The sequence below is a fragment of the Gemmata obscuriglobus genome (genome assembly GCF_008065095.1).
GTDB classification, from domain to species: Bacteria; Planctomycetota; Planctomycetia; order Gemmatales; family Gemmataceae; genus Gemmata; species Gemmata obscuriglobus.
This window is the reverse complement of record NZ_CP042911.1, coordinates 4160372-4182264: the sequence shown is the minus strand read 5'-3', so window position 1 is coordinate 4182264 and position 21893 is coordinate 4160372. Positions and strand designations below refer to the sequence as shown.

Annotated in this window: 21 protein-coding genes; 9 read left to right on the top strand and 12 right to left on the bottom strand. The window is 65.6% G+C overall.

The genetic code is table 11. The features are described from left to right. Positions 1–2: 2 nt before the first annotated feature. From GobsT_RS17315 to GobsT_RS17295, 5 genes are all read right to left on the bottom strand, one after another. The gene (locus tag GobsT_RS17315; protein WP_010048675.1) at positions 3–1361 is read right to left on the bottom strand and encodes a hypothetical protein; all 1359 of its coding nucleotides are present in this window, start codon (positions 1359–1361) and stop codon (positions 3–5) included. Positions 1362–1518: 157 nt separating this feature from the next. Continuing rightward, positions 1519–2436 carry an ATP-grasp domain-containing protein gene (locus GobsT_RS17310; RefSeq protein WP_033199747.1) on the bottom strand — a complete coding sequence of 306 codons (918 nt, stop codon included), beginning with the start codon at positions 2434–2436 and terminating at the stop codon, positions 1519–1521. A 123-nt stretch (positions 2437–2559) separates the two neighbouring features. Next, a complete protein-coding gene (locus GobsT_RS17305) occupies positions 2560–3231 on the bottom strand; it encodes an esterase family protein (protein WP_197905123.1) in 672 nt (223 codons plus the stop codon). A gap of 182 nt (positions 3232–3413) precedes the next feature. After that, complete coding sequence (locus GobsT_RS17300) at positions 3414–4067, bottom strand: Uma2 family endonuclease (RefSeq protein WP_010052075.1); 654 nt, start codon at positions 4065–4067, stop codon at positions 3414–3416. Between the two features lie 66 nt (positions 4068–4133). Further along, positions 4134–5072, bottom strand: coding sequence for a sugar phosphate isomerase/epimerase family protein (locus tag GobsT_RS17295; protein ID WP_010052074.1), 939 nt, complete (start codon positions 5070–5072; stop codon positions 4134–4136). Positions 5073–5461: 389 nt separating this feature from the next. On the opposite strand from GobsT_RS17295, the gene GobsT_RS17290 reads away from it, so the two are divergent. From GobsT_RS17290 to GobsT_RS17275, 4 genes are all read left to right on the top strand, one after another. Next, positions 5462–5866, top strand: a complete 405-nt coding sequence (locus tag GobsT_RS17290) for a response regulator (protein ID WP_148087774.1) — start codon at positions 5462–5464, stop codon at positions 5864–5866. A gap of 376 nt (positions 5867–6242) precedes the next feature. Further along, on the top strand, positions 6243–8411 hold the full coding sequence (locus GobsT_RS17285) for a serine/threonine-protein kinase (protein ID WP_010048063.1): 2169 nt from the start codon (positions 6243–6245) through the stop codon (positions 8409–8411). Positions 8412–8689: 278 nt separating this feature from the next. Then, a complete protein-coding gene (locus GobsT_RS17280; RefSeq protein ID WP_029600695.1) occupies positions 8690–10021 on the top strand; it encodes an IS701 family transposase in 1332 nt (443 codons plus the stop codon). 241 nt (positions 10022–10262) lie between these two features. After that, positions 10263–11351 carry a 3-deoxy-7-phosphoheptulonate synthase gene (locus GobsT_RS17275; protein ID WP_029601219.1) on the top strand — a complete coding sequence of 363 codons (1089 nt, stop codon included), beginning with the start codon at positions 10263–10265 and terminating at the stop codon, positions 11349–11351. A gap of 365 nt (positions 11352–11716) precedes the next feature. Here GobsT_RS17275 and GobsT_RS17270 read toward each other — a convergent pair whose 3' ends face one another. After that, positions 11717–11875, bottom strand: a complete 159-nt coding sequence (locus GobsT_RS17270) for a SulP family inorganic anion transporter (RefSeq protein WP_261340063.1) — start codon at positions 11873–11875, stop codon at positions 11717–11719. A gap of 208 nt (positions 11876–12083) precedes the next feature. Between GobsT_RS17270 and GobsT_RS17265 the strand changes: the two genes are divergently transcribed. The 4 genes from GobsT_RS17265 to lptE all read left to right on the top strand — a co-directional run bounded on the left by GobsT_RS17265 (position 12084) and on the right by lptE (position 16713). After that, positions 12084–12794 (top strand): tRNA-uridine aminocarboxypropyltransferase, encoded by a 711-nt coding sequence (locus tag GobsT_RS17265; protein ID WP_010048059.1) that lies wholly within the window; start codon positions 12084–12086, stop codon positions 12792–12794. A gap of 765 nt (positions 12795–13559) precedes the next feature. Continuing rightward, on the top strand, positions 13560–14486 hold the full coding sequence (gene recO / locus GobsT_RS17260) for a DNA repair protein RecO (protein WP_010048058.1): 927 nt from the start codon (positions 13560–13562) through the stop codon (positions 14484–14486). A gap of 35 nt (positions 14487–14521) precedes the next feature. Further along, on the top strand, positions 14522–15766 hold the full coding sequence (locus GobsT_RS17255; RefSeq protein WP_010048056.1) for a tetratricopeptide repeat protein: 1245 nt from the start codon (positions 14522–14524) through the stop codon (positions 15764–15766). A gap of 248 nt (positions 15767–16014) precedes the next feature. Next, positions 16015–16713: an LPS assembly lipoprotein LptE gene (lptE, locus tag GobsT_RS37845; RefSeq protein WP_162542154.1), complete on the top strand. Its 699-nt coding sequence runs from the start codon at positions 16015–16017 to the stop codon at positions 16711–16713. A gap of 72 nt (positions 16714–16785) precedes the next feature. On the opposite strand, the gene GobsT_RS17245 is transcribed toward lptE, so the two are convergent. Continuing rightward, a complete protein-coding gene (locus GobsT_RS17245) occupies positions 16786–17376 on the bottom strand; it encodes a D-sedoheptulose-7-phosphate isomerase (RefSeq protein WP_109571042.1) in 591 nt (196 codons plus the stop codon). Between the two features lie 210 nt (positions 17377–17586). Between GobsT_RS17245 and pdxH the strand changes: the two genes are divergently transcribed. Beyond that, positions 17587–18240 (top strand): pyridoxamine 5'-phosphate oxidase, encoded by a 654-nt coding sequence (gene pdxH, locus GobsT_RS17240; RefSeq protein WP_010051708.1) that lies wholly within the window; start codon positions 17587–17589, stop codon positions 18238–18240. 7 nt (positions 18241–18247) lie between these two features. On the opposite strand, the gene GobsT_RS17235 is transcribed toward pdxH, so the two are convergent. From GobsT_RS17235 to GobsT_RS17215, 5 genes are read right to left on the bottom strand one after another with little or no spacing between them, the layout of a single operon-like run. Further along, positions 18248–19264, bottom strand: a complete 1017-nt coding sequence (locus GobsT_RS17235) for a DNA polymerase III subunit (protein WP_010051710.1) — start codon at positions 19262–19264, stop codon at positions 18248–18250. An 8-nt stretch (positions 19265–19272) separates the two neighbouring features. Next, on the bottom strand, positions 19273–19923 hold the full coding sequence (gene tmk, locus GobsT_RS17230) for a dTMP kinase (protein WP_010051712.1): 651 nt from the start codon (positions 19921–19923) through the stop codon (positions 19273–19275). 12 nt (positions 19924–19935) lie between these two features. Continuing rightward, on the bottom strand, positions 19936–20181 hold the full coding sequence (locus GobsT_RS17225) for a lipoyl domain-containing protein (protein ID WP_010051715.1): 246 nt from the start codon (positions 20179–20181) through the stop codon (positions 19936–19938). Between the two features lie 10 nt (positions 20182–20191). Further along, positions 20192–21088 (bottom strand): lipoyl synthase, encoded by an 897-nt coding sequence (gene lipA / locus GobsT_RS17220; protein ID WP_109571043.1) that lies wholly within the window; start codon positions 21086–21088, stop codon positions 20192–20194. Next, positions 21066–21809, bottom strand: coding sequence for a lipoyl(octanoyl) transferase LipB (locus GobsT_RS17215; protein WP_010047866.1), 744 nt, complete (start codon positions 21807–21809; stop codon positions 21066–21068). Before GobsT_RS17215 ends, lipA begins: the two co-directional genes overlap by 23 nt. Between the last annotated feature and the right edge of the window lie 84 nt (positions 21810–21893).

Below are 21893 nucleotides of genomic sequence, written 5' to 3'. Positions count from 1 at the left end.
GGTCACCGCGGCTCGACCAGGAACGTCGGCACGGTGGACCCGCCGCCGGCGGTCACGTTCACGAGCGCCTCGGTGGAGATGCGGGTCAGGCACCCGTGCATGTGCGTGCCGAACGCCACGTACGGGTTCGTGTCCAGCATCCGGTCGAGGACGTGAAGCGACCCGTTCTCGAAGCTCGGAAACGCCTCGTGCGGGATCTTCACCTTCTGCTGAACCACATACGGGTGGGTCAGGGCCGTCTGCACCGCCTCGTCCCAGGTGCGCTGGTCGGCCAGCCAGCCGAGTACGATCCCCTTCCCGCCGTAGTCGTCGTTCGGTTTCAGTACCAGTTGGTCCTTGTTCGTGCTGGCCCAGGGGACCAGGTCGATGGCCGCGCCGTCGGGTCCGGTGGTGGTGCGTGCCTCCATCACCCGCGTCCAGGGGATGTGTTTCGTAACGGCCTGCTGCTGCGCGGGCGTGAGCAGGCCCCGGTTACGCTCGTCGGACAACACCGCGAGCGACGCCTTCTTGAACAGGATCTTGCAGCGGAACGAGTTCACCATGCACACGGCCCGGTCGCGCACGGCCCGCACGACCGGGTGATCGAGCCCGCCGCGCTCGATCAGCTCGCCGATCAGCACCCGCTTGTAGATGAGGGTGATGTGGTAGTCGCCCGCCATCAGCTTGCCGTCGCGGTACTCCACCTCGCGCGGGTCCACGATACGCGCCTCGAGCCCCATCGCCTTGAAGTAGTCGTAGAAGATCACGAACTCGCTGAACGTCGGCACCTCGCGCCAGTCGAGGATCGCGATCCGCGGGGCGTCGGACGTGTGCCCCTGCCACTGCCGGAACGAGTCAGTGAGCGCGTGCAGCACGCCGGGCCGCGCCGGGATCGGGAACGCCCGGAACCGTCGCTGAAACTCTTGAAACACCGGCAACCCGTAAAAAACCTCGCTCAATGCGTCCGAGTAGCCCGCCCCGGCCGGGGTTTCGGAGTTCAGCTCGGTGAACAGGAGTTCGTCGTCGGACGCGAAGAACGTGTCGAAGCGGCTCGTCGGGCTCGGGCAGGCGAACCCGGGCTCCACGGAAAGGAGCTGCTCCTCCCAGTCGAGCAACCGGAACTGCCCACGGAACGCCGGGTCGACCAGGGCGCGATCGTACACGGTCTGGAACGCAGGCAGCAGGGTGCCGACGGTGTCGTGAAGCAGCCGGTACTGCGCCGGGGTGAGGAACCGCGGGCGCAGCACCGTGCACACGGGGCGGGTGCCGAACTGGAGCCCTCGCAACTGTTGCGCCCGCTCCAGAGCACCCTGCGAGTCGGCCGCGAGTATGCCGCCGGACGCGAGCAGGTCGTGGTAGGCAGCAATCGCGTCGGCAGACATGGCACGCCTCGGGGGAAGAATCAGAACGGCCGGAAAAAAGCACAAAAAGCACAAAAAAGAAAGAGCAAGAGGTCCGGCACCAGAGGAACCGGGCGTCTGCTGCGCGCTCTTCTTTAGCCTTCGCACGTTGCGCTTGTTTGCGGCCGCCCCTACCTTATCAAAACAGCTTGCTCCACTTGAGTTCGGCGAGCTGCGGCTGCGGGTTCAGCGCGCGGTCGATGACGAGGTCGGCCATATGCTTCACTACCCACTCGAAGTACTCAGGGGTGAGCGAGTTCACGTCCATGTCCGGCGCCGGGTTCATGAAGTCGATCGCGTACGGCACGCCGTCCTTGATGGCCCACTCCGCCGTGTTCATGTCGTACCCGAGCGCGTCCACCAGCTTGAGCGAGTCGCGGATCACCCGCGCGTTCAGCTCGGGGGAGAGGTAGTTGGGCTCGGCGATGTAGCGGCGGTTGTGGGTGTCGTAGGGCATCGGCAGCACGCGGTCGCGGCCCAGACACATGCACCGCACGTACTGGTCCCACTGGATGAACTCCTGGGCGATCATCGTGAGCAGCCCGGAGCCGTCGTAGTACCGGATCAGCTCCTCGACGCTGTGGCACACGTACACCCCGCGCCACCCGCCGCCGTGCGCGTCCTTCAGGATGCACGGGAGCCCGACGTGGTCCACGACCGCCTGCCAGTTGAGCGGGTACTCCAGGTTCCGCAGGCTCTCCGTCTTCACGATCCCCGGCACGTAGTCCTTGTTCGGCAGCACCAGCGTCTTGGGGTGCGCGAGGCCGAGTTTGGCGCACAGCGAGGCGCCGAAGAACTTGTCGTCCGCGGTCCACATGAACGGGTTGTTGATGACCGTGACGCCCTCCAGCACCGCGTGCTTGAGGTAGCTGCGGTAGTACGGCACCTCGTGCGAGATGCGGTCCACGAGCACGTCGTAGGGGATCTTTTCGTCCATCCGGGTGCCGCCGAGTTTCACGAACTCGGCGACGACGCCCGCGTTGCGCCCGTTCACCTCGTCGATGAACCGTGGCGGGAACGACCACTCGCGCCCCACAATGACGCCTACACGTTTCATAATTGGCTCTAAAACAGGATTCACCGCGGAGGGCACGGGCGGGCGCAGAGAAGAGCTAAGAGTGAGTTTAATGCTCGTCTTGAATTTCTCTGCGCCCGCCCGTGCCCTCCGCGGTGAACAATCTTAATCATTGCCGCCGATGTACTTCTGGATCATGTCCGACCAAACGGGCCAGTCGTGCGCGAACCCGTCCCACTCGCGGAGCGCGTTACCGATCCCTTTGCCCCACAGTTTACCCGACAGCTCGCGGTTCTGGTGGACTAACCGGTCGCCGTTCCCCACCGCCAGAATGATGTTCTGAGAACGCAGCCGGTCCAGGCGCCAGCCGTCGTGTTCGTTGGGAATGAAGTCGACCGGGTTCTGACGGTAGACGGTCTCGTCGTGGTAGCCCGACAGGAACATCTTGATGTCGGCCAGGCCGCTCATGCTCAGGATACGGTTCACCCGGTCCGGGTAGCGCAGCCCCATCGAAAGCGCGTGGAAGGCACCGAAGCTCGCGCCGGTGAAGATGGTGTACGGGTTCGGGTTGCGCCACTGCACCCACGGCAGCACCTCGTTCATCACGTACTGAGTGTACTGCTCGTGGCGCCACACCCGCGCCCCCGGGTGCGTGTGGTACGCGTACCAGCTCTCGCGGTCCACCGCGTCCACACAGGTGAGGTGCAGCCAGCCGTTTTCGAGCGCGTGCCCGAGCGCGCGGACCAGCCCGCGGTTCTCCCACTCGAAGAACCGCCCGCCGGACGTCGGGAACGCGACCACCCGCGCCCCCCCGTGCCCGAACTCGAGAAGCTCCATGTCCCGGTGGAGCGACGGGCTCCACCAGCGATGATACGCCCGGTGCATGAGCGCCTAACAGCGTGTTGTTAAGAGAGGAAGTTCAGGGCGAGTATGCGGACGTGCCGCCGATTCGGCAATAACCGCCAGGGCGAAATGAAGCGAAGAGCGATCAACAGCATTCCGGTTGTGCGGCGCAGGTGTTACCGCAGCTTCTTCTTTCCGCGCTGAGTGGACGCAAACAGTTCCGCGAGCGACAACGTGAAACCCGGCAGCACCTTACCACCATCAAGAGTGCCGGTTTCGTCCAACTCCTTGAAACTCTTCGCCGACGTGTAGACCATCGCCGTCTTCGCCCGCGGATCGATTGTCCAGGCGAGTTTGCACCCGGCTTTGAAGAACTCCGCCAACTTCCGATCGATCTCGGCTGTCGTGTTCCCGGGGCTCAGCACTTCGACGATCAGCCCCGGTGCGACGGACCAGAACGCTTCGTCCTGCGGCACCTCGTCGTTCGGGAACTCGGACCACGGGATGAACGTCACGTCTGGGGCGCGAACGTGATCCTGGCCGAGCCGAATGAACCCGGCTTCGCCGGTCACGACACCCAGGTCGTTGGCCTCGACATGGTTCCCAATCAGCCGTGCGATGTGGATTCCCAGGAACGACTCGAAAGTCCCCATCGCCTTCTCCACGAGGACGCCGTCGATGAGTTCGCACGTCGGCTTGCCGGCGTGTTCGAGGTCGGCTTCGGTCGCGGTGCCGGGTGCGGGGTGCAGTCGGATGCGGTCCAGCGGCACGCCTCCGAGCTTGGCGTGCAGGTCCGCGAACGTCTTCAGTGCCGGTTGAGTCGCCGTCATCCGTCGGCTCGCAGTGGAGAAAGAAGCGGGGAGGCCAACGCCTCCCCGCTCGCCGGTCCGATTGTATCACACCGCGGCGTACTTCTCGCGGAGCTTGTCCAGGTACTTCTTGCTGTCCGCGGTCACCTGCCACGCGTTCGGCCAGAAGCACAGGTCCACGCACCACCAGTCGTTCGGCACGCCGCTGTTGCGCAGCGCCGGGGCCAACTTGTCGAAGTCCAGGTTGCCGGTGCCGAACGGGTTGTGCGTGCTGGTGTTGTGCTCGTTCAGGCTGCCGTCGCTGTCGATCACGTGGACGTGGGTGATCTTGCCCTTCAGCTTTTCGAGCAGTTCCAGGGCGCCGCCGGGCAGCGTCTCCTTGGTGCCGGGTTGGTTCGCGCCGATCCCCGCGCACATGTGGGCGTGACAGGTGTCGTACAGCACGCCGAAGTTGTTGTTCCCCTTCGCCCGCACCTGTTCGACCAGTTGCACAATCTCGGACGGCTTGTTGAACGCGAACCCGGGCTCGAACTCCCAGCAGATGTTCATCCCGTAATCGGCCGCGATCTTGCTCGCCTTATCCCACGCGCTCACGATGCGGTCCAGGCCCTTTGCGGCGCCGAGTTCCTTGCCGTCCTTCTCGAAGTAGTCCCAGTCGATCACCGTGTCGACGCGGATCGTCTTCACGTCCAGGTCGGCGGCGAACGCGCACCACCCGAGGAACGCGGTCAGATACGCGCTCGGGTTTTCGTCCACGATCGAGGTGCCGGGCTTCTTAAACGCCCACAAGTCCACCGCGATGCCCGACAGCGCCAACCCGTGGTCCGCGATCTCCTTGCGCAGCTTCTGGCGGCTGGCCTTTGTCGGGTGCGACACCGGGCTCGGGTGCGGGCCGAAGCTGCCCAGTTCCACCCCGTCGTACCCGAGGTCTTGCAGCTTGTGCAGGATCACGTGGAAGTCGTTCGTCGGCTGCTCTTGGTTGAAGAGGTACGCCCAGGTGCCGATCGAGATGCGGGCCTTCGCCATGAGTTCTGGCCTCTCAAAACGTTAGGGGGAGTAACGGTTCCGCGGTGGCGGTAATTATAGCGGGCGACACTCAAACCACCCGACCTCGACGGCGCTGGCCAGGTGTACTATGCTCCTCTTCCTCGCTCGCGCCCGGCTCTGTTCTAAGCTGGAGCAATCGACAGAGCGACACAGGGGTTCGCACGCCGGAAGTTCGGTTCTAGCTTCAACTTTCGGCCGTGGCAAGAAAGAACCCAGAACCTACGCCGATTTCGAACTTGCTGGCGCACCCGGACCGGCCCCGCCGGAAGAAACGTCGATTTTCCGGATTGCGGCGCAAGTTGGGTCCACCAGACGCGAACTAATTGGAAATTGCCGTGTCTGGTTGGGGGTCGGCAGGAAAAGGAAAAATGAGGACTATGACTATCACCAGCAGCACGCGCAACGCCCTGACCACCCGGACCACGAAACGCCACACGAAGCGGGTGGTTCTGGCCGGTCGGTTCGCGCAGGCCGCAAAGTTGACAGAACAGCTCAGCGCGCTCGGGTGGGAGGTTCACACCCTCACCACCGGGCGTGACATTCACGCCGCCGCGGCGGCGACCGCGCCGCACGCGGTACTTGTGCCGGAAGTTGCCGGCGACGAAAGCGGATACCTCGCGTGCGCCAAGCTCCGCCACACGCTTCCGAACCTGAAAGTGGTAGTGGTGGGCTCGGAGCGGACGCCGAAGCGTGAGGCCCTGGCTCAGTTCGTCGGCGCCGGGTTCGTCGCCGAGACCGATGGTGTGAACGGGTTGGTCGCCGCAGTGTCGTAAGCGACGAGGACGGATCGCGCGCAGCAGCAACGGGTGACGAGGGCGCAAGAGTGGATCTCTTGCGCCCTCGTCACCCGTTGCTGCTGTCTTTCTGTGGTCAGCGGTGCGACTGCCGACGCTGCGGCTGATGACCATCCGAAATGAGCCATCAATGTTCTGAGGCAATCGCTGGATTACACCGTCGGCGAATGTGCCCACCCTGTCGCTTTCAGCCCGCACCTCACCATTCATTTGCACAAGTTATTAATTAATAGTAATAATATACTGTGCTGAACGGCCGGTTCCCGACCCGGGCCGATGCCCCTGTACCGGACCGGCACGACCTTTCGCGGCGACCTCCCGCCTGGTAGACTTGCGGAACCCGAGGGAGAGGCTCATGTCCGATCCGAACGACCCGTCGCTGATCATCGATTCGCGCTCGGGAAGTCTGTTGATCTCCACCTTGGACCACCTCGGTGCGACCAAATTTACCACCCCACGCGGCAGTGCCGCCGCGCCCACCTTCAGCCGGCCCGCGACCGAGGATGAGTTAGGAACGCTCGGCCCCTACCGCGTCGTGAGGGAGTTGGGCCGTGGGGCAATGGGGGCCGTCTATCTCGCTCGGGACACGCGCCTGGATCGCAGTCTGGCGCTGAAGGTGATGCTGCCGGAGTTCGCCGCCGACGCCGAGGCGAAGGAGCGCTTCCTCCGCGAGGCCAAGTCCGCCGCCCGGGTCAGCCACGATCACGTGGTGACCGTGTACGAAGCCGACGAACGCGACGGCACCCCGTACATCGCCATGCAACTCCTCCAAGGCTACTCACTGGACGCCTTTATCCGGAACAAGGGCACGCCGTCGCTGCGCAACGCCGTCCGGATCGCCCGAGAGGCCGCCTTGGGGCTCGCGGCGGCTCACAAGCTCGGGATCGTGCACCGCGACATCAAGCCGGCCAACATGTGGCTGGAAGCGCCCCGCGGTCGGGTCAAGTTGCTCGACTTCGGCTTGGCCCGGCCGGTCGCGATGGAGACAGAACTCACCCAGAGCGGGGCGGTGGTCGGCACCCCGGCGTTCATGTCGCCGGAACAGGCGCTCGGCGAGCGGGTGGACCATCGGGCCGACCTCTTTTCGCTGGGCGCGGTCCTGTACCTGCTCTGCACCAAGCAGCTCCCGTTCCCGGGCGCGAGCCTGTCTGCCGTGCTGCTGGCGCTGGGCACCAAGGAGCCGACCCCCGTTCACGCGCATAGCCCCAACGTCCCCGAGCCGTTAGCGGATCTCATCCACGGGCTCCTCGCGAAAGACCCGGGCAACCGCCCGCAGACCGCGGTGACCGTCGCCAACCGCCTCCATCAAATTTCCGAACACCTTGCGGGGCTTGCCGCGGCCGCGCCGCCCGAGGGACCGGACTCGCCGCCCCCGCGCCCCGACGCACAATCGACCGACCCGTGGGCAACTCGGATACCGTCGAGTTCGGCACATCCGAGCGGGAAGCGGGCCGCGCCCCCGGGCTCCGCGCGGGCGATCCGCTCGATGCCCGTCGTGATCCTCTCACCGACGCCGCGGCCCGAGGGGCCGCGGGAGAGCGAGCCGTCTCGCGAGTCGCAAAAGACACCCGACGCGTTGCATACAGTCATCTCGTCCGGCGTCGTCTGGAAGGAAGAGCCAGACGCGGGGAAGGCCGAGAAGGAAAGCCGCGAACGACCACGACGAAAAAGGGCGAAAAGCAAAAGCGTGAGTGTCGCACCGATTTTGGTCGCTGCGGGTAGCGTGGCGCTCTTCGCGGTTCTCGTGGCCATAATGCTGACCGCTGCCGGGGGCAAACCGCGAGCGACGGATTCGGCGCGCCGAGAGACGAATACAGGACTCCCGCCTGCCGCAACGGGCAACGAAACGTTGCCTCCCATCGTGCGCGAAGGGAACGTAGCCAAGGGCGGGGGCTCAACAGGCTCGATCGCACTCGAAGGCAAAGCGCCCATGCGCGACAGTTCAGCGAGCGGCGCGACAGTCGATCTCCTTGCTCTCGTCGACACGCGGGTTCACACCGTCCTGGGAGAATGGAGGAGAAACGGAGAAGCTCTCGTGGGCGTCAACCCGCAGTTCCCCGGGGTCCTGCAACTGCCCTACGAGCCGGGCGAAGAGTACGACATTGAGGCAACGGTCCGGCGAATCTCGGGAGATGAGTACTTCGGCTTCCAATTGGTCGCGGGCGGTCACCGCGTCAACATGGCGATCGACACCTGGCCCTCCAAAGGGTACTTCAGCGGAATGGGGAGCATTGCCGGAAAAGACCTCCTCAACAACGGAACCGGCACCCAGGGCCGCCGCCTCGTTCATGCCGGAACGGCTTACACTATAACCAGTTCGGTCCGAAAGGGAAGAATCAGCACCTCAGTCAACGGAATTTTAGTTACGTCCTACACGGGCGAGTTCAATCAGTTCTCGATTCACTCCGACTTCCGCGTGCAGAACCCAAAGGCGCTCGCCGTCCAAATCGGCTACGCCACACCCTTCCAAATCGACCGTCTCGTGGTAACTCCCGTCAGCGGCAATGGAAAAGTCGTTCACTAGCTGCCAATTCTCATGCCAGGAGCTTAACCGTAATCGGTCGGCGGCTGTGATAGCGTGACTCACAGCCCTGACGGCGAGTCCAAGCCTCAAAACCAAACGTTGCAGACTGAAGACTGCCACAACAACACTTGAGCGAATTTTCACTTGTAACCCATCTTAACTGTACTTTCCGCGAATTTGTAGGTCGGGAGGTGATGGTGGGTTCGGAGTAGACGAGTGCCGGCCCGTCCGGGAGGATGGCGTTACCACACGACCAGCCACCCCGAACGGACACGGCCATGCCATCTGCGCATACTCCGTCCCCGCGTTGCCACTGGTTTTCGGTTCTGGCCGGGGCACTGGATCGGCGCTCGGGTCGGCGGTTGGCGGCCCTGTTCCTGGGTGTGCTGCTGGCCCGCGGGCGGCACGCCCTGAGTTGCTGGATTCGGGCGGCCGGATTATCGTCCCAATACCGCCGCTGTTACCCCACCGCGGCCGCGGTCGGGCGCCGGGTCGAGCGCATCGCGACCCGGTTGTTGGTCGAGATCCTCAAGCCCCTGGTGACCGGGCCGCGGGTGGTGCTGGCGTTGGACGACACACCGACCGCCCGGTACGGACCGAAGGTACAAGGGGCCGGGGTGCATCACAACCCGACACCCGGGCCGGCCGGGAGCGCATTCGTGTACGGGCACGTGTGGGTGGTGCTCGGGTTGCTGGTGGCGCATCCACTGGGTGGGGTCGTGGCTCTGCCCCTGTTGGCCCGGTTGTACATCCGGAAGGCGAACCTGGGCGCGGTGCGGGCGACCGATCGGCCCCGGTTCGCCACCAAGCTGGCGATGGCCGTTGACCTGGTGCGGTGGGCGCACGGATGGCTGAAGATGTGGGGCATGGCGGTGTGGGTGGTGGCCGACGGGGCGTACGCCCAGGGGCCGGTGCTGAAGCCGCTGCGGAAGCTCGGGGTGACGGTGGTGAGCCGGCTCCGCCGGGATGCGGCCCTGTGCTCGTTACCGCCCGCGCGGGAGCCCGGGCTGCGCGGGCGCCCGCGGGTGTACGGAACGGCACGGATCTCGTTGGCCAAGCGGGCCGGGCACAACGGCGGGTGGAGCACCGGCACGTTCACCGTGTATGGGAAGACCGTCGAGAAGCGGTACAAGACGTTCGTGGCCACCTGGCGCCCGGCCGGTGGGGCGATCCGGGTGGTGCTGGTGGACGAGCCCCACGGATGGGTCGCGTTCTTCAGCACCGACCCGGGCGCGACGGTGACCGACATCTTGGAACGGGTGGCCGACCGGTTCACCCTGGAGACGTGCTTCCGGGATCTCAAACAAGTCGCCGGGACGGGCCAGCAACAGGTGCGCGGGGTGCCGTCGAACGTCGGGTGCTTCCACCTGTGTGCATGGGCGCACACCCTGACCGAGGTGTGGGCCTGGGCTCGGAACGCGGACGAGTTGGTGGGGCACCGGTCCGCGTCCCCGTGGGACGATCCGAGCCGGCGCCCGAGTCACGCGGACAAGCGCCGGGCCTGGCAACACGAGCTGTTGGCCGAGGAGATTCGGGCCGTTGTGGGCGAGCACCACGACCACACGAAAATCCGCGACCTCGCCTACCGGTGCTTGGACTTGGCCGCGTGAGCACGGCTGATTCGCGGAAAGTACAGATCTTAATCGTTTCCTTCCTGCGAAACGCTACGGTTCCGTTCTTCAACGGGCGTAAAGTCCGAAATCGCGAGCGGAGAGCCACCTGCGAGTTCGAGATGTGTCGCGCGCGGAGACTTCTTATTCAGGGGAGCGGCGAGGTGCTCTGTGCGAGGTGCTGCCGCGAAGCGTACAACATCTCTGGGAAATACGCCCGGCACGCCGATGAGCGCCCGAAATGAGTGGCTCGCAGCTCGCAAATACAAATGTATCACTGTACGCCGAGGTGCCGACACCGGACGAGATCCGGTTGCGGTGCCCGATGACCGCACGCGCCGCCGAGACGGTTTCCGCAGGACGGACGGTCCTCGAAGGCATCCTTGACCGTGCGGACCACCGGCTCATGGTCGTCGTGGGGCCGTGTTCGATTCACGACCCGGTCGCCGGCCTCGATTACGCGCGCCGCCTCCGGCACCTGGCCGATGAGGTTTCGGACACCCTGTATTTGGTCATGCGCGTCTACTTTGAGAAGCCGCGCACGTCGGTCGGGTGGAAGGGGTACATCAACGACCCGCGGATGGACGACTCGTTTCACATTGAGGAAGGGCTGGAGAAGTCCCGGTCGTTCCTGATGCAGGTGGCCGAGATCGGGCTGCCCGCGGCCACCGAAGCGCTCGACCCGATCAGCCCGCAGTACCTCGGCGAACTGGTCTCGTGGACCGCGATCGGCGCCCGCACCGCCGAGTCCCAGACGCACCGCGAGATGTCGTCCGGGCTCTCAACACCGGTGGGGTTTAAGAACGGGACCGACGGCTCCGTGGACGCGGCCATCAACGCGATGCTCTCCGCGTCGCAACCGCACAGTTTCCTGGGCATCAACGAGCAGGGCCGGATTGTGGTGGTGCGCACCCGCGGCAACCGGTACGGGCACATCGTGCTCCGCGGGGGCGGTGCCCGGCCGAACTACGACACGGTCAGCATCTTGATGACCGAGCAGGCGCTGGCGAAGGCCAAGCTGGCCGCCAACATCGTGGTGGACTGCTCCCACGGCAACTCGTACAAGCGGCCCGAACTGCAACCGCTCGTGATGAGCGACTGCGTCAACCAGATCCGGCTCGGCAACCGATCGATCGTCGGGCTGATGCTCGAAAGTCACATCGAGGGCGGTAACCAGCCGATCCCGAAAGATCTGTCCCAGCTCCGGTACGGGTGTTCGGTGACCGACGCCTGCATCGACTGGGCCACGACCGAGCGAACGATCCGGGCCGCACGGGACGTGCTGAAGGACGTTCTTCCGGTGCGGCAAAAGACCGAACCGCGAGCCTGATCCGAGGTGCGGCTGTGGACTTCTGCCGACTCATAAGCCGTCGGAATGGGAGTCGATGCCCCCAGAGCAGTTTAAGTGCACCACTCCAGATTTTGAGCGAGTTGAACGACTGCAAAGGCCGAGACCTTCCTGGCACCGCCCACTCCCCTTTCGAGGGCGGATTGCGGGCGGACCCACGCATACCGGCGGCTGACCTGCTTTCGACCCTCACCGACGGTCGGCCGCTGGACCAACGGGGCATACGGACAAGCTGGGCTGGGGCGGTGCAACGGTACACGAAGGAGTGCGAGCAGCCGAGCGGCGGGTCGTGGAACGAGCCACCAGGAGCATCACGCCCACCAGGGCCGCAACCGGAATCCGCTCAGCTACCGCGCCGACCCGACCGCACCGCGGACGCGAAACGGCTCGAACCCGTTCACGAACCCGATGGTGACAGGCAGCGGTATCAGGTAGACGAACTTGCCCCACCGCAGCACGCCGAACGCCACCTGCAACAGGCCCGCCAGCAGAACCGCGGCGAACAGGTGCTGGTCCCCGTGGCCGATTTGACACTTCGATTATTCGAATCTTAGCTTCTCCGACCGCGAAGGCGAAGCCGGCTCACACGGCGCGGCTTCAATAAGTTCATCCTCTGGGACGGGAACGAACCGCGATCACGTGAACACCCGCACGTATCGGGTTTCCGTGGCGCCCCGGCTCGTTCGCGATGTCGCCCGAATAACCAGGAGCCCGATGTCCGCCGACCGCGACCCGACCCCCTGCCCCGCCTGCCGCCTTCACGCGTGGCTGTGCGTATGCGCGCACGCGCCGCGACTCGCAACCCACACCCCGCTCCTTCTCATCGTCCACGTCCACGATCTGGGCCGGACCAGCAACACGGTCCGGCTCCTCACCCTGGCGGTCCGCAACGCCACGCTCCTCTGTCACGGTGCCTTTCCCGCACCCGCCGACCCGGCGGCACACGTGCCCGCCGGAGCGACTCCGATTGTGCTCTTCCCCGGCCGCGGGGCCAAGCCGCTGACGCCGGAACTCGTCGCCGCCCTGCCGTCGCCGCCGGCACTCATCGTCCCGGACGGCAACTGGAAACAGGCGGGCAAAATGGTGAAGCGGATACCGCTCCTCGATTCGGCGGTGAAGGTTGCGCTCCCGGCCCGGGACTTCGCGGGAGTGGCCCTCCGCCGCAACCGCCCGGGTCACCGCATGTCGACATACGAAGCCGTGGTTCAGGCGCTCGGCATCCTGGAAGGGGAGACCGTAGCCGCGCCGCTCCTCGACTTCTACCGGCGCGCCACCGACCGCATGCTGCTCGTCCGCGGCAAGCTCCGACTCGGCGATGTGTACGGCGGCCTCGACGGCCCGCACGACGGTCGCGCTCTGCCGACCCACGCACTGTCCCCCGAATCCGATTCGGGAGCCGCAGAGGACATCGGCGACTGTCGCTGATAAGCAGTGGGGCATTCGCTGGTACACTGCTACCGAATCGCTGGTACGCCGCTGCCGACCTGCTAGGGCATTGCTGGCATCAAACTGTCAGCCAGTTCCGCCGATTTTGACGCCTGTACGCCTCGAAGGTGTCGCCAGCCGCACGGGGTGTACCGGCGCATGCGGCCGAAAAGCCCCTCCCCGCGAGTCGAATGTGCGCCGCCCTCGCCCGCCGCGCAAAGCACTCTCTCAAAAACACTTACGCCGCTGGCACGATTACGAATCCCGAGCCCTAATTGCCCCTGAGCGGCCCGCTGCCATCGGAATTAGAGAGGAATACCGATGCAACATACCGCTACCGTGCAACCGCTTCACTGGGTACCTTGCGATGGGAAGGAGGTAGTCGAGGCGATGCCCGAGATCACAACCGTTATCCCAGAGGCGACACCCCCAGATGTGCGGCGCGAGTACATCCGTGGCACAGGGAACTTGAGGCCCGGCACCCCATCGGCGACGCGCCCCTGGCCGGGGGACCGGTGGCGGGTGCGGCGCGACCCCACACCGCACCGCGGGTTCTGGCGAGCCTGCGGAACGTCGCAGCAGGTATGCGGCGACGTACCGGACATCCGGATGTGGTCGCCACCACACGCCAGATGTTTGTTCAACCCGAACACAGACTCGCCTTACTCAAGCGGCCAACTGCAATCTTTGAGCAGCACGGGGTGACAGTCCCTCGCTCTGGTCTGACTCAGGTGTCCCTCTTTGACCCTAAGTGAATCCCGACCCGTGCAGTCCGAAAAAGCGCTGGCGATCGTGACCCGCGGCACCGACTGGAGCGAGACCAGCCGCATCACCACGTTATTCACCCGTGAGTTCGGTAAGATCCGCGCGCTCGCCAAAGGCGGGCGCCGGCTCAAATCCAACTTCGATGTCGCCTTTGATCTCCTGACCGTGTGCGAGGTGGTGTTCATCCGGAAGGCGAGCGGTCTAGAACTCCTCACCGAGGCGCGGATGAACGAACAGTTCCCGGCGCTTCGCAAGAACCTTCCGGCCCTGTACGCGGGTTATTACGTCGCGGAGCTACTGGCCGAGGGGCTCCAGGACTACGACCCGCATCCGGTACTCTTCGACGCCGCACTCGCCATCCTGCGAGCGCTCGGACGGACCGCGGTCTTTTATCCGGAGAGAGAGGGTAGTACCGGGGCCGAGGAAGAGGGCGCAGTTCGCGAGGGGGAAGGAGCACCCGTAAGCCAAGCGGCCGGGGCCGACTCGCCGGTTGAACTGGGTCCGGAAGTGAACGGGGCGCGAAGTGTGGAACGGACCGCCCCCCTGAGAACCGAGGCGGGCGGGGGGAAAGGCTCGCTGCTCGCGACCGTGTCGGCATTTGAACTTGTTTGGCTTCAGGAGCTGGGATATAGCCCGCGACTCGATGCGTGTGCCACCTGTGGACGTGAGCGGCTCAGCCCGACCGCGCGGGCCTTTTTCAGCCCGCTCGCGGGGGGCGTACTGTGCCCGGAATGCGGGCCGGCCGTGGCCGACCGCCGCATGGTGTCCGGGGACGCGTTGCTCTGCATTCGCGACCTCACCGCGCGCGGCGCCGAGACGGCACTGCCGGACGAGACGCGGGCAGAAGTGCGGCAGGTGCTCGGGTACGCGGTGAGTTGCGTGCTCGGCCGCCGGCCGCGGATGTTGAACTACGTGGACGCACGATGAGACCGGGGTTCGGGGGTTGTGGGGAGAACGCACGGATGCGGAAGCCAGCCGACAGGACGTTCCGACCCGGTCGCACCGCGGCGCTGCTCGCCGCGCTGGCGCTGCTCGCCCCTGGGTGTACCACGGCCCGGAACTTCAAGGAGCGGGTCAGCAGCGCCGCCAAGCCCATCCTGAGTTCGAGCTACAACGACCCCGAAGCGGACCAGAAGCTCGCCGCCGCCGAACAGTTGTACCAGAGCGGCGATTACAAGCAGGCCCTCGGCCAGTTCCGCACCCTGGCCGACAACCAGAGCAACCCCAAGGAACTCGCGGAACGCGCCCGGTTCATGCAGGGCGAGTGCCGCTACCAACTCGGTCACTACCCGGAGGCCGCGGACACCTACCACAAGGTGCTCCTGGACTTCCAATCCGGGGTTTACCGGCGCGACTGCTGCGCGCGGATATTCCAGATCTGCGACTACTGGCTCGACGACTTCCGTGCGGAACTGGAACGCCGCTCCGACGAAAAGGGTGTCATGCGCTGGCGACCGAGTTGGCCGCACCTACTCGACCGGTCCCGGCCGCAAGTTGATCAAGAGGGCTACACGCTCGAAGCGCTCCAGCGGGTCCACACGCACGACATCACCGGGCCGACCGCCGACAAGGCGCTGTTCTGGTGCGGGTACGTGAACTTCATCCGCGGCAACTTCAGCGAAGCGGACCAGTTCTTCAGCCAGTTCTGTGAGCTGCACAAGGACAGCACGCTGCTGCCACAGGCGATGGCGTTCGCGATCCAGGCGAAGAACAACGCGACCGGCGGGGCGAGCTACGACGGGCGCAAATGTGCCGAAGCCCTCCACCTTGTGTCGGTCGCCGAAAGCTCGGTGCCGGAACTGGCCAACGACCCGGCGATGGCGGAGAAACTGACCCGGGCCAAGTTCGCGATCCGTTCGCAGCAGGCCGAGAAGGACTTCCGGATGGCCGAGTACTACGAGCGCACCGGGCACCCCGGGTCCGCGGTGTTCTACTACGAACTGGTGCGGCGGCGGTACGCCGGCACCAAGTACGCCGAAGCCGCGACCGAGAACAAGGAGCGACTGGTGCGGCTGATGCAGGAAGGGCGCCCGGAGCCCGGCAACGACCCGTTCGCGATCGCGCAGGCGAAGTTCAACGAACTGTTCGGCCGCAACAAACCGGTGGACGAAAAGGACCGCGTCCGCACCGACCCGAGCCTGATCCCAGCGGGCGGCTCGCCGGTGCCGCAACCCCAACCGATCGGCGGCGGCGTCCCGCAGCAGTAAGCGAGCGGAGTCAGGGTTCCCACGGCGCGTTCGGAGCCGCGGGACGTTTGCGACCGCGGAGACGTGTCGGGCGTCCGTCACCCGCGAGCGCGGCCGGAACGCCCGACCTGTCAGTGGAGGTTCGCATGGCGAACGCGGGCCGTCGGCTCCTGGTGCAGCTCGTGTCGGGCGTTGTGGTGGTCGCGCTCATGGCGGTCGTGGCCGGGGTTTCGCGTTGCGGTGTTGTGACGCGCCATTCGGAATCGAATATGTCAAACAGCGAACACGTACCCCCGGCTGGAACCACAACGCCCGCGGCCCCGAGCCGGCGCCAGTTCCTCGCGATCGTGGGCGGGGCGGCCGCGTCGGTCACGACCGGGTGTCAGAACGGGTTCCGGATTTTCGGGTACGATGTCGGCGCCGGCGCGCTGTACGACCAGAACATCCGCACGGTTTACGTGCCGCTGTTCAACAACCGCGAGTTTCAGACCACCCCGTACCGCGGGTTCGAGGTCGACGTTACCCAGGCCGTGATCCACGAGATCGGCAAGACCACCGCGTACCGAGTTACGTCCGACCCGTCGAAGGCGGATACCGAACTGCTGGGTAACGTCGTGATGATTCAGAAGATGATTCAGAACTTGAACCAGCAGAACCAGATCCGCGAGGCAGAAATTCAGGTCGCGGTGGACGTCGTCTGGCGCGACCTCCGCGACGGGACCATTCTGTCCAACCCGCGGAAGCCGCGCCAGGGGCCGAACCCGAAACTCGACGGGCCGCCGGTGCCGTTCGATCCGAGCGTGCCGGTACCGCCGGACCGGACACCGCTCGAACGGCCGACCCCCGTGCGCATTTTGGCCACCGGTCGCCTCATCCCGGAACTGGGTGAGACTAACGCGTCCGCCTCGAAACGTATCCAGGACCAGATTGCCGTTCAGATTGTTTCAATGATGGAGCGAAAGTGGTGATTCGAGGGGCCGGAAGTCGGCGGCTGCCGGGCTTTCTGGCGCACGACTTCCGGCCCCTCGACTGTCGGTGTACTAAAGAGAAATCCGCCGGTAGGTGTCGTCCACGACCCAGTGGAACGCGGTCAGGTGGATCGACTCGACGATGCCCATGTCGTCCAGCGGGACGTGGAGCCCGTGGTGCGCCAGCCCGCGGAGCTTGCCGCCGGTGAACCCGGTGCAGCCGTAGGTCGTCAGGCCGTTGTTGTTAGCCCACTCGACCGCGCGCAGGATGTTCGGGCTGTTCCCGCTACCGCTGATCGCGACCAGCAGGTCGCCCGGGGAGGCGAGGTTCTTTAACTGCTCAACGAACACGCGGTCGAACCCCTCGTCGTTACCCCACGCGAGGATGTACGGGGTGTTGTCGGTCAGGCTCAGCACCTTCAGCCGCTTCTTGGTGTCGTCGTCGAAGAACTTGCGCGCCAGCGTGCCCTTGCCCATGTCCTCGCAAAAGTGCGAGGCGTTTGAGCCGCTCCCGCCGTTGCCGATCACGAATACGAACCGCCCCGCGAGGTACCGCTCGTGGACCAGGTCCGAGAGCTTTTGAACCTCGTTGGGGTCGATCCGCCCGAGTTCCTCCGCCACGCGGGCGAGGAACTGTTGAGGGGTGAGCGTCGTGCCGAGCATTCGGTGGTCCTTGGTCAAGAGTGCCCGCGCGCCGTCAGGCGGGAGGGTGGAGTGGCGAACACGGCGCGGTTCAAGTGTTCTATCCCTGCGACCGTCGCGTCGGCACCCCGTGAAAATGAGACTCGTGAACGGGGAAAGGACACCTCCGGGCTTATCAGGTCCTGGCGAATAAAATGCTCGGCACACGATCTGGGTTGAGAGGGGACACGTATGCCGAGCGAGGAACAGTTGCGACTCGCGGATCTGCGCAAGGAGTACTCGACCGGGGGGCTGACGGAGACCGACGCCGGCGCCGATCCGTTCGCATTGTTTCATAAGTGGTTCGCGGATGCACTTGCGGCCGACCTCACCGACCCCAACGCGATGATCCTGGCTACCGTCGGCCCGGACCAGCAGCCATCGGCCCGGGCCGTCCTCCTGAAGGCGCTCGACGACCGCGGGTTCACGTTCTTCACCAACTATGACAGCCGGAAGGGGCGCGAGCTGGAAGCGAACCCGCGCGCGGCTCTGGTGTTCCTGTGGCACCCGCTGGAGCGCCAGGTGCGCGTTGAAGGCATCGCGGAGATGGTGTCCGCGGCCGAGTCGGATGAGTACTACAAGAAGCGCCCGCTCGGGAGCCGGTTGGGTGCGTGGGCTTCGCCTCAAAGTGCCGTCATTGCAGACCGCGAGGTGCTGGAACGGGCGCACGCAGAGCTGACGGCCAAATACCCCGACGGCGACCCACCGCGCCCACAGAACTGGGGCGGTTATCGCGTGATCCCCACGGTTATCGAGTTCTGGCAGGGGCGGCGAAGCCGGCTTCATGACCGGATCGTTTTCACTCGTACTGGAACGAGTTGGACGCGTGAGCGGCTTGCCCCTTAGAAGCGAGTTACCGGCTCGACTCGCGCGGGAACTTCGTCACGACCGATTCTACGATCAGAATAAGTTGCACCCGGCGCTCGACGTGGAAATCGGCTTCCACGAGCGCGTCCAGCAGTTCCATCAACCCGGCAGCCCCGATTCGGTCTGCGAACGCCCTCAGCAAGGGAGCTTCGGCGGCGTCAAGTTCGGGCACCGCCGCACCGAGCGACAGCTTCAGCGCGTTCTGCACGGCCTCGATCAGAAACTGGAGCACCAGCGACGTGCGGAGGCGCTGCGGCGCTGTTTCCTTCCCGGCTTCTTCGTTGAACCGCGCCCATACATCGGCGAGTTGCTGGAACGGCGGGCGCGGCGACATCAGCCCTTCGAGCAGTTTCTGCCGCACTTGCCAGATGGAGTCGTCGTCGAGCGCCAGGGCGCGGGTGACACTGCCGGCGCCGAGTTTGGCCAACCGGTCACGCTTAACCGGGTCATCAATGCCCTGCTCCGCGAGGACCGCTTTTAGGTCCGCCGGGCTCAGCGGCGCGAACCGAACGATCTGGCACCGGGACAGAATCGTCGATAACTGCCGGTCGATACTCGTACCGATCAGCAACAAGAGCGCGCCCTGCGGCGGCTCCTCGAGCGTTTTCAGAAACGAGTTGGCCGAAGAGGCGTTGAAATCATCGGCGTCCTCGACGATGCCGATCTTGCGCGGCCCGCGAGTCGGTTTCAGCGCGATTTGCGCGCAGAACGCTCGCATCTCATCCACTGGTAGCTCGTGCTTGTCCTCGGGCGTGCGCAAAAAGAGGAGATCAGGGTGTGTGCCGACATTCACCTGCGCGCACGCCGGGCAGCGGTCGCACGCGGTCAACTTCGCCGGCGGATGCTCGCACAGGAACGCCTTCGCGAGTTCACGCGCGAACTGTCGCTTACCCACGCCGTCCGGGCCGACGAGCAGATAGGAGTGCGCGAGCCGGCCTGCTTCGAGGGCAGCGGCGAACGTGTTTCGGGGTGCGTGCTGCCCGCGGATGCGGTCCCACGACATGCCGGTTCCTACTCCTTCACGTTCCAGCCCCGGCCACGTAGTAGCCCGGCGACCTCACCGCGGATGATTTTCTGAACGCCATCCACGTTGGCGGTCGCGTCAACGAGGCGCAACCGTTCGGTCCGGCGTGCGACCTCGGACCGGAAGCCGGCGCGCACACGCTCGGCGTAATCAGCTCCACGGGCTTCCATGCGATCAGCTTCGCGGTTGCGCCTCACTGCCGCAATCTCAGGTGGCAGATCGAGGACGAGCGTGAGGTCCGGTTCGAGGCGCTCGGCACCGCCGGTGGCGAACGTCCCGACCTGCCACAACTCCTCCGGACTCAACCCGCCGGCGTGCCCCTGATAAACGACGTTCGCGAGCAGGAACCGGTCGGACACGACCACTTCGCCCCGAGCCAATGCGGGCCGAATCACCTCTTCTACGAGCTGCGCCCGGGACGCCATGAAGAGGAGCGCTTCGGTTCGCGTTCCGATGCGGTGTTCGCGGCCGAACAGCAGTAGTTTGCGAAGCTCCTGACCGAGCGGGGTGCCGCCCGGATCGGTACAAGCTGTGACAGGGACGCCCTGCGCGACGAGCCACTCGACCAGAAGCCGGCACTGGGTCGATTTGCCGGTGCCGTCGAGGCCGTCGAGCGACAGGAACGCGGGGCGCGGCATGGTGGTGGCTCGTTACTCTTCGCGAACGGTTCCGAGGGCGGCACCCGGCGAGAGCGGGTCGTTGGGCAGCACGAACGTCTCGACGAGTCGGCCCGTGGCCGGGGCCGGCACATCGAACGTCGCGCCGGGGATCAGCACCTCGGCGACCCGGTCCCCCTCAGCCACGCTGTCGCCGATCCGGACGTGCCACAGGCTGAAAACGACCCGCGCAGAGCCGAGATCGGGCAGCGTGATGGCCGTGCGGCGCGGTTCCGGCAAAGGCGCTCCTTTAGTGCGGAACCATGTCGTCGGCGTGGTAACTGGACCGCACGTACGGTCCCGCAACCACCTGTTTGAACCCGATCAACCGGGCCAGGGCCGCGATCTCGTCGAACTCCTCGGGCGGCACGAACCGCGCGACCGGAATGTGCTTCGCGGTCGGCGCGAGGTACTGGCCCAGCGTCAGGACGTCGCAGTTGATCGACCGCAGGTCGGCGAACACGTCGAACAACTCGTCACGCGTCTCACCGATTCCGAGCATCAGCCCAGCTTTCGTAACGACCTGCGGCGCCCGCTGCTTGACGCGTTCCAGCAGCGCCAAGCTCCTGGCGTACAGCGCCCGGCCGCGCACGATCCGGTGCAACCGGGGAACGGTTTCGAGGTTGTGGTTGAACACTTCTGGGCGCGCGTCGGTGACCGCATCAATGGCCGCGTTGTCACCCATAAAGTCGGGCGTGAGCACCTCGACCGCTGCGGCGGGGAGCCGGTCGCGCACGGCCCCGATGCACCGCACGAAGTGGTCCGCGCCGCCGTCCGGCAGATCGTCGCGTGTCACGGACGTAATGACGACATGCTTCAGACCCAGCCGCGTAGCCGCCTCGGCTAGCCGGGCCGGCTCATCGGCTTCGAGAGCCTCTGGGGAGCCTTTTGGCACCGAACAAAAGCTGCACGTGCGGGTGCAGTAGTTGCCCATGATCATGAAGGTCGCGGTGCGGCGCGACCAGCACTCCGGGCGGTTCGGGCACCGCGCGCTCTCGCACACCGTCTCCAGGCGCAGGTCTTCGATCAGGTGCGCGGTGAAGTTGTTCCCGTTCCCGGCCGGGAGCGGGCGCTTGAGCCACTCCGGCAGCCGGTGGCCGGTGCGGGGCGGCGGGGCGGGCTTATCAAGAAGCGTGAGGGAGCGCATGTCGGGTGGCTCGCGGGAGCGCCGCGGGGTGGTGATGGAACACAGAAACGCGCGCGAACCCGAACCGGGCCGCGATCAGCTCGAGCAACTTCTGCCGCACCCCCGAGACACGAACCCGCAACGGGCTCTCGCGCTGGAGTGAGGTCATCGGCACCGGGTCGCCGTTGCACTTCACGTCACGGAACGGCCCCAGGTCCGGGTTCACGTTCAGCACCATGCCGTAAGAACTGACCCAGTCGCGGACGGCAACGCCGATGTGAGCGATCAGCCGGCCGTTGGCCCGCACTCCGGGGCGTTCCGCGTCGAGAGTCCCTGCGATTCCGTAATCACGGCAGAGGTCGAGGCAGACGGCTTGCAACTCACTCAGGTACCGGGCCGGTGAAAGGTTGAGGGCGTCAAGCGGGAACACCGGGAAGCAGACAACTTGTCCAACTTGGTGCAAGACCGCGCCGCCGCCGCGCCCGACCCACCGAACCGGCCAGCGCCGGGCCGCGAGCGATTCGGCGCTGGGGCGAATGTGGGCGGCGCTCCCTTCGCGCCCAATCGTGATCCCGGGTTCGATTTCGCAGAAGATGGCAGCAGCCGTGTCGCGGTCACCGCTAACATCGTAGCGGAGCCGGCGCTGGAGCGCGCTCAGCTCGTCGAAATCGATGACGCCGAGCAGGTACGCCGCGAGCGCACGCGGCGGAGCCGTGTCGTCTTGTTGAAGGCGTTCATGCACCGCGAAAGTCTCTACGTGGCGGCCCGAGTCATCTACCGGTATTTTACCACCCGCGGACAACTTCACCCAGCCGAAGTGGCTCGA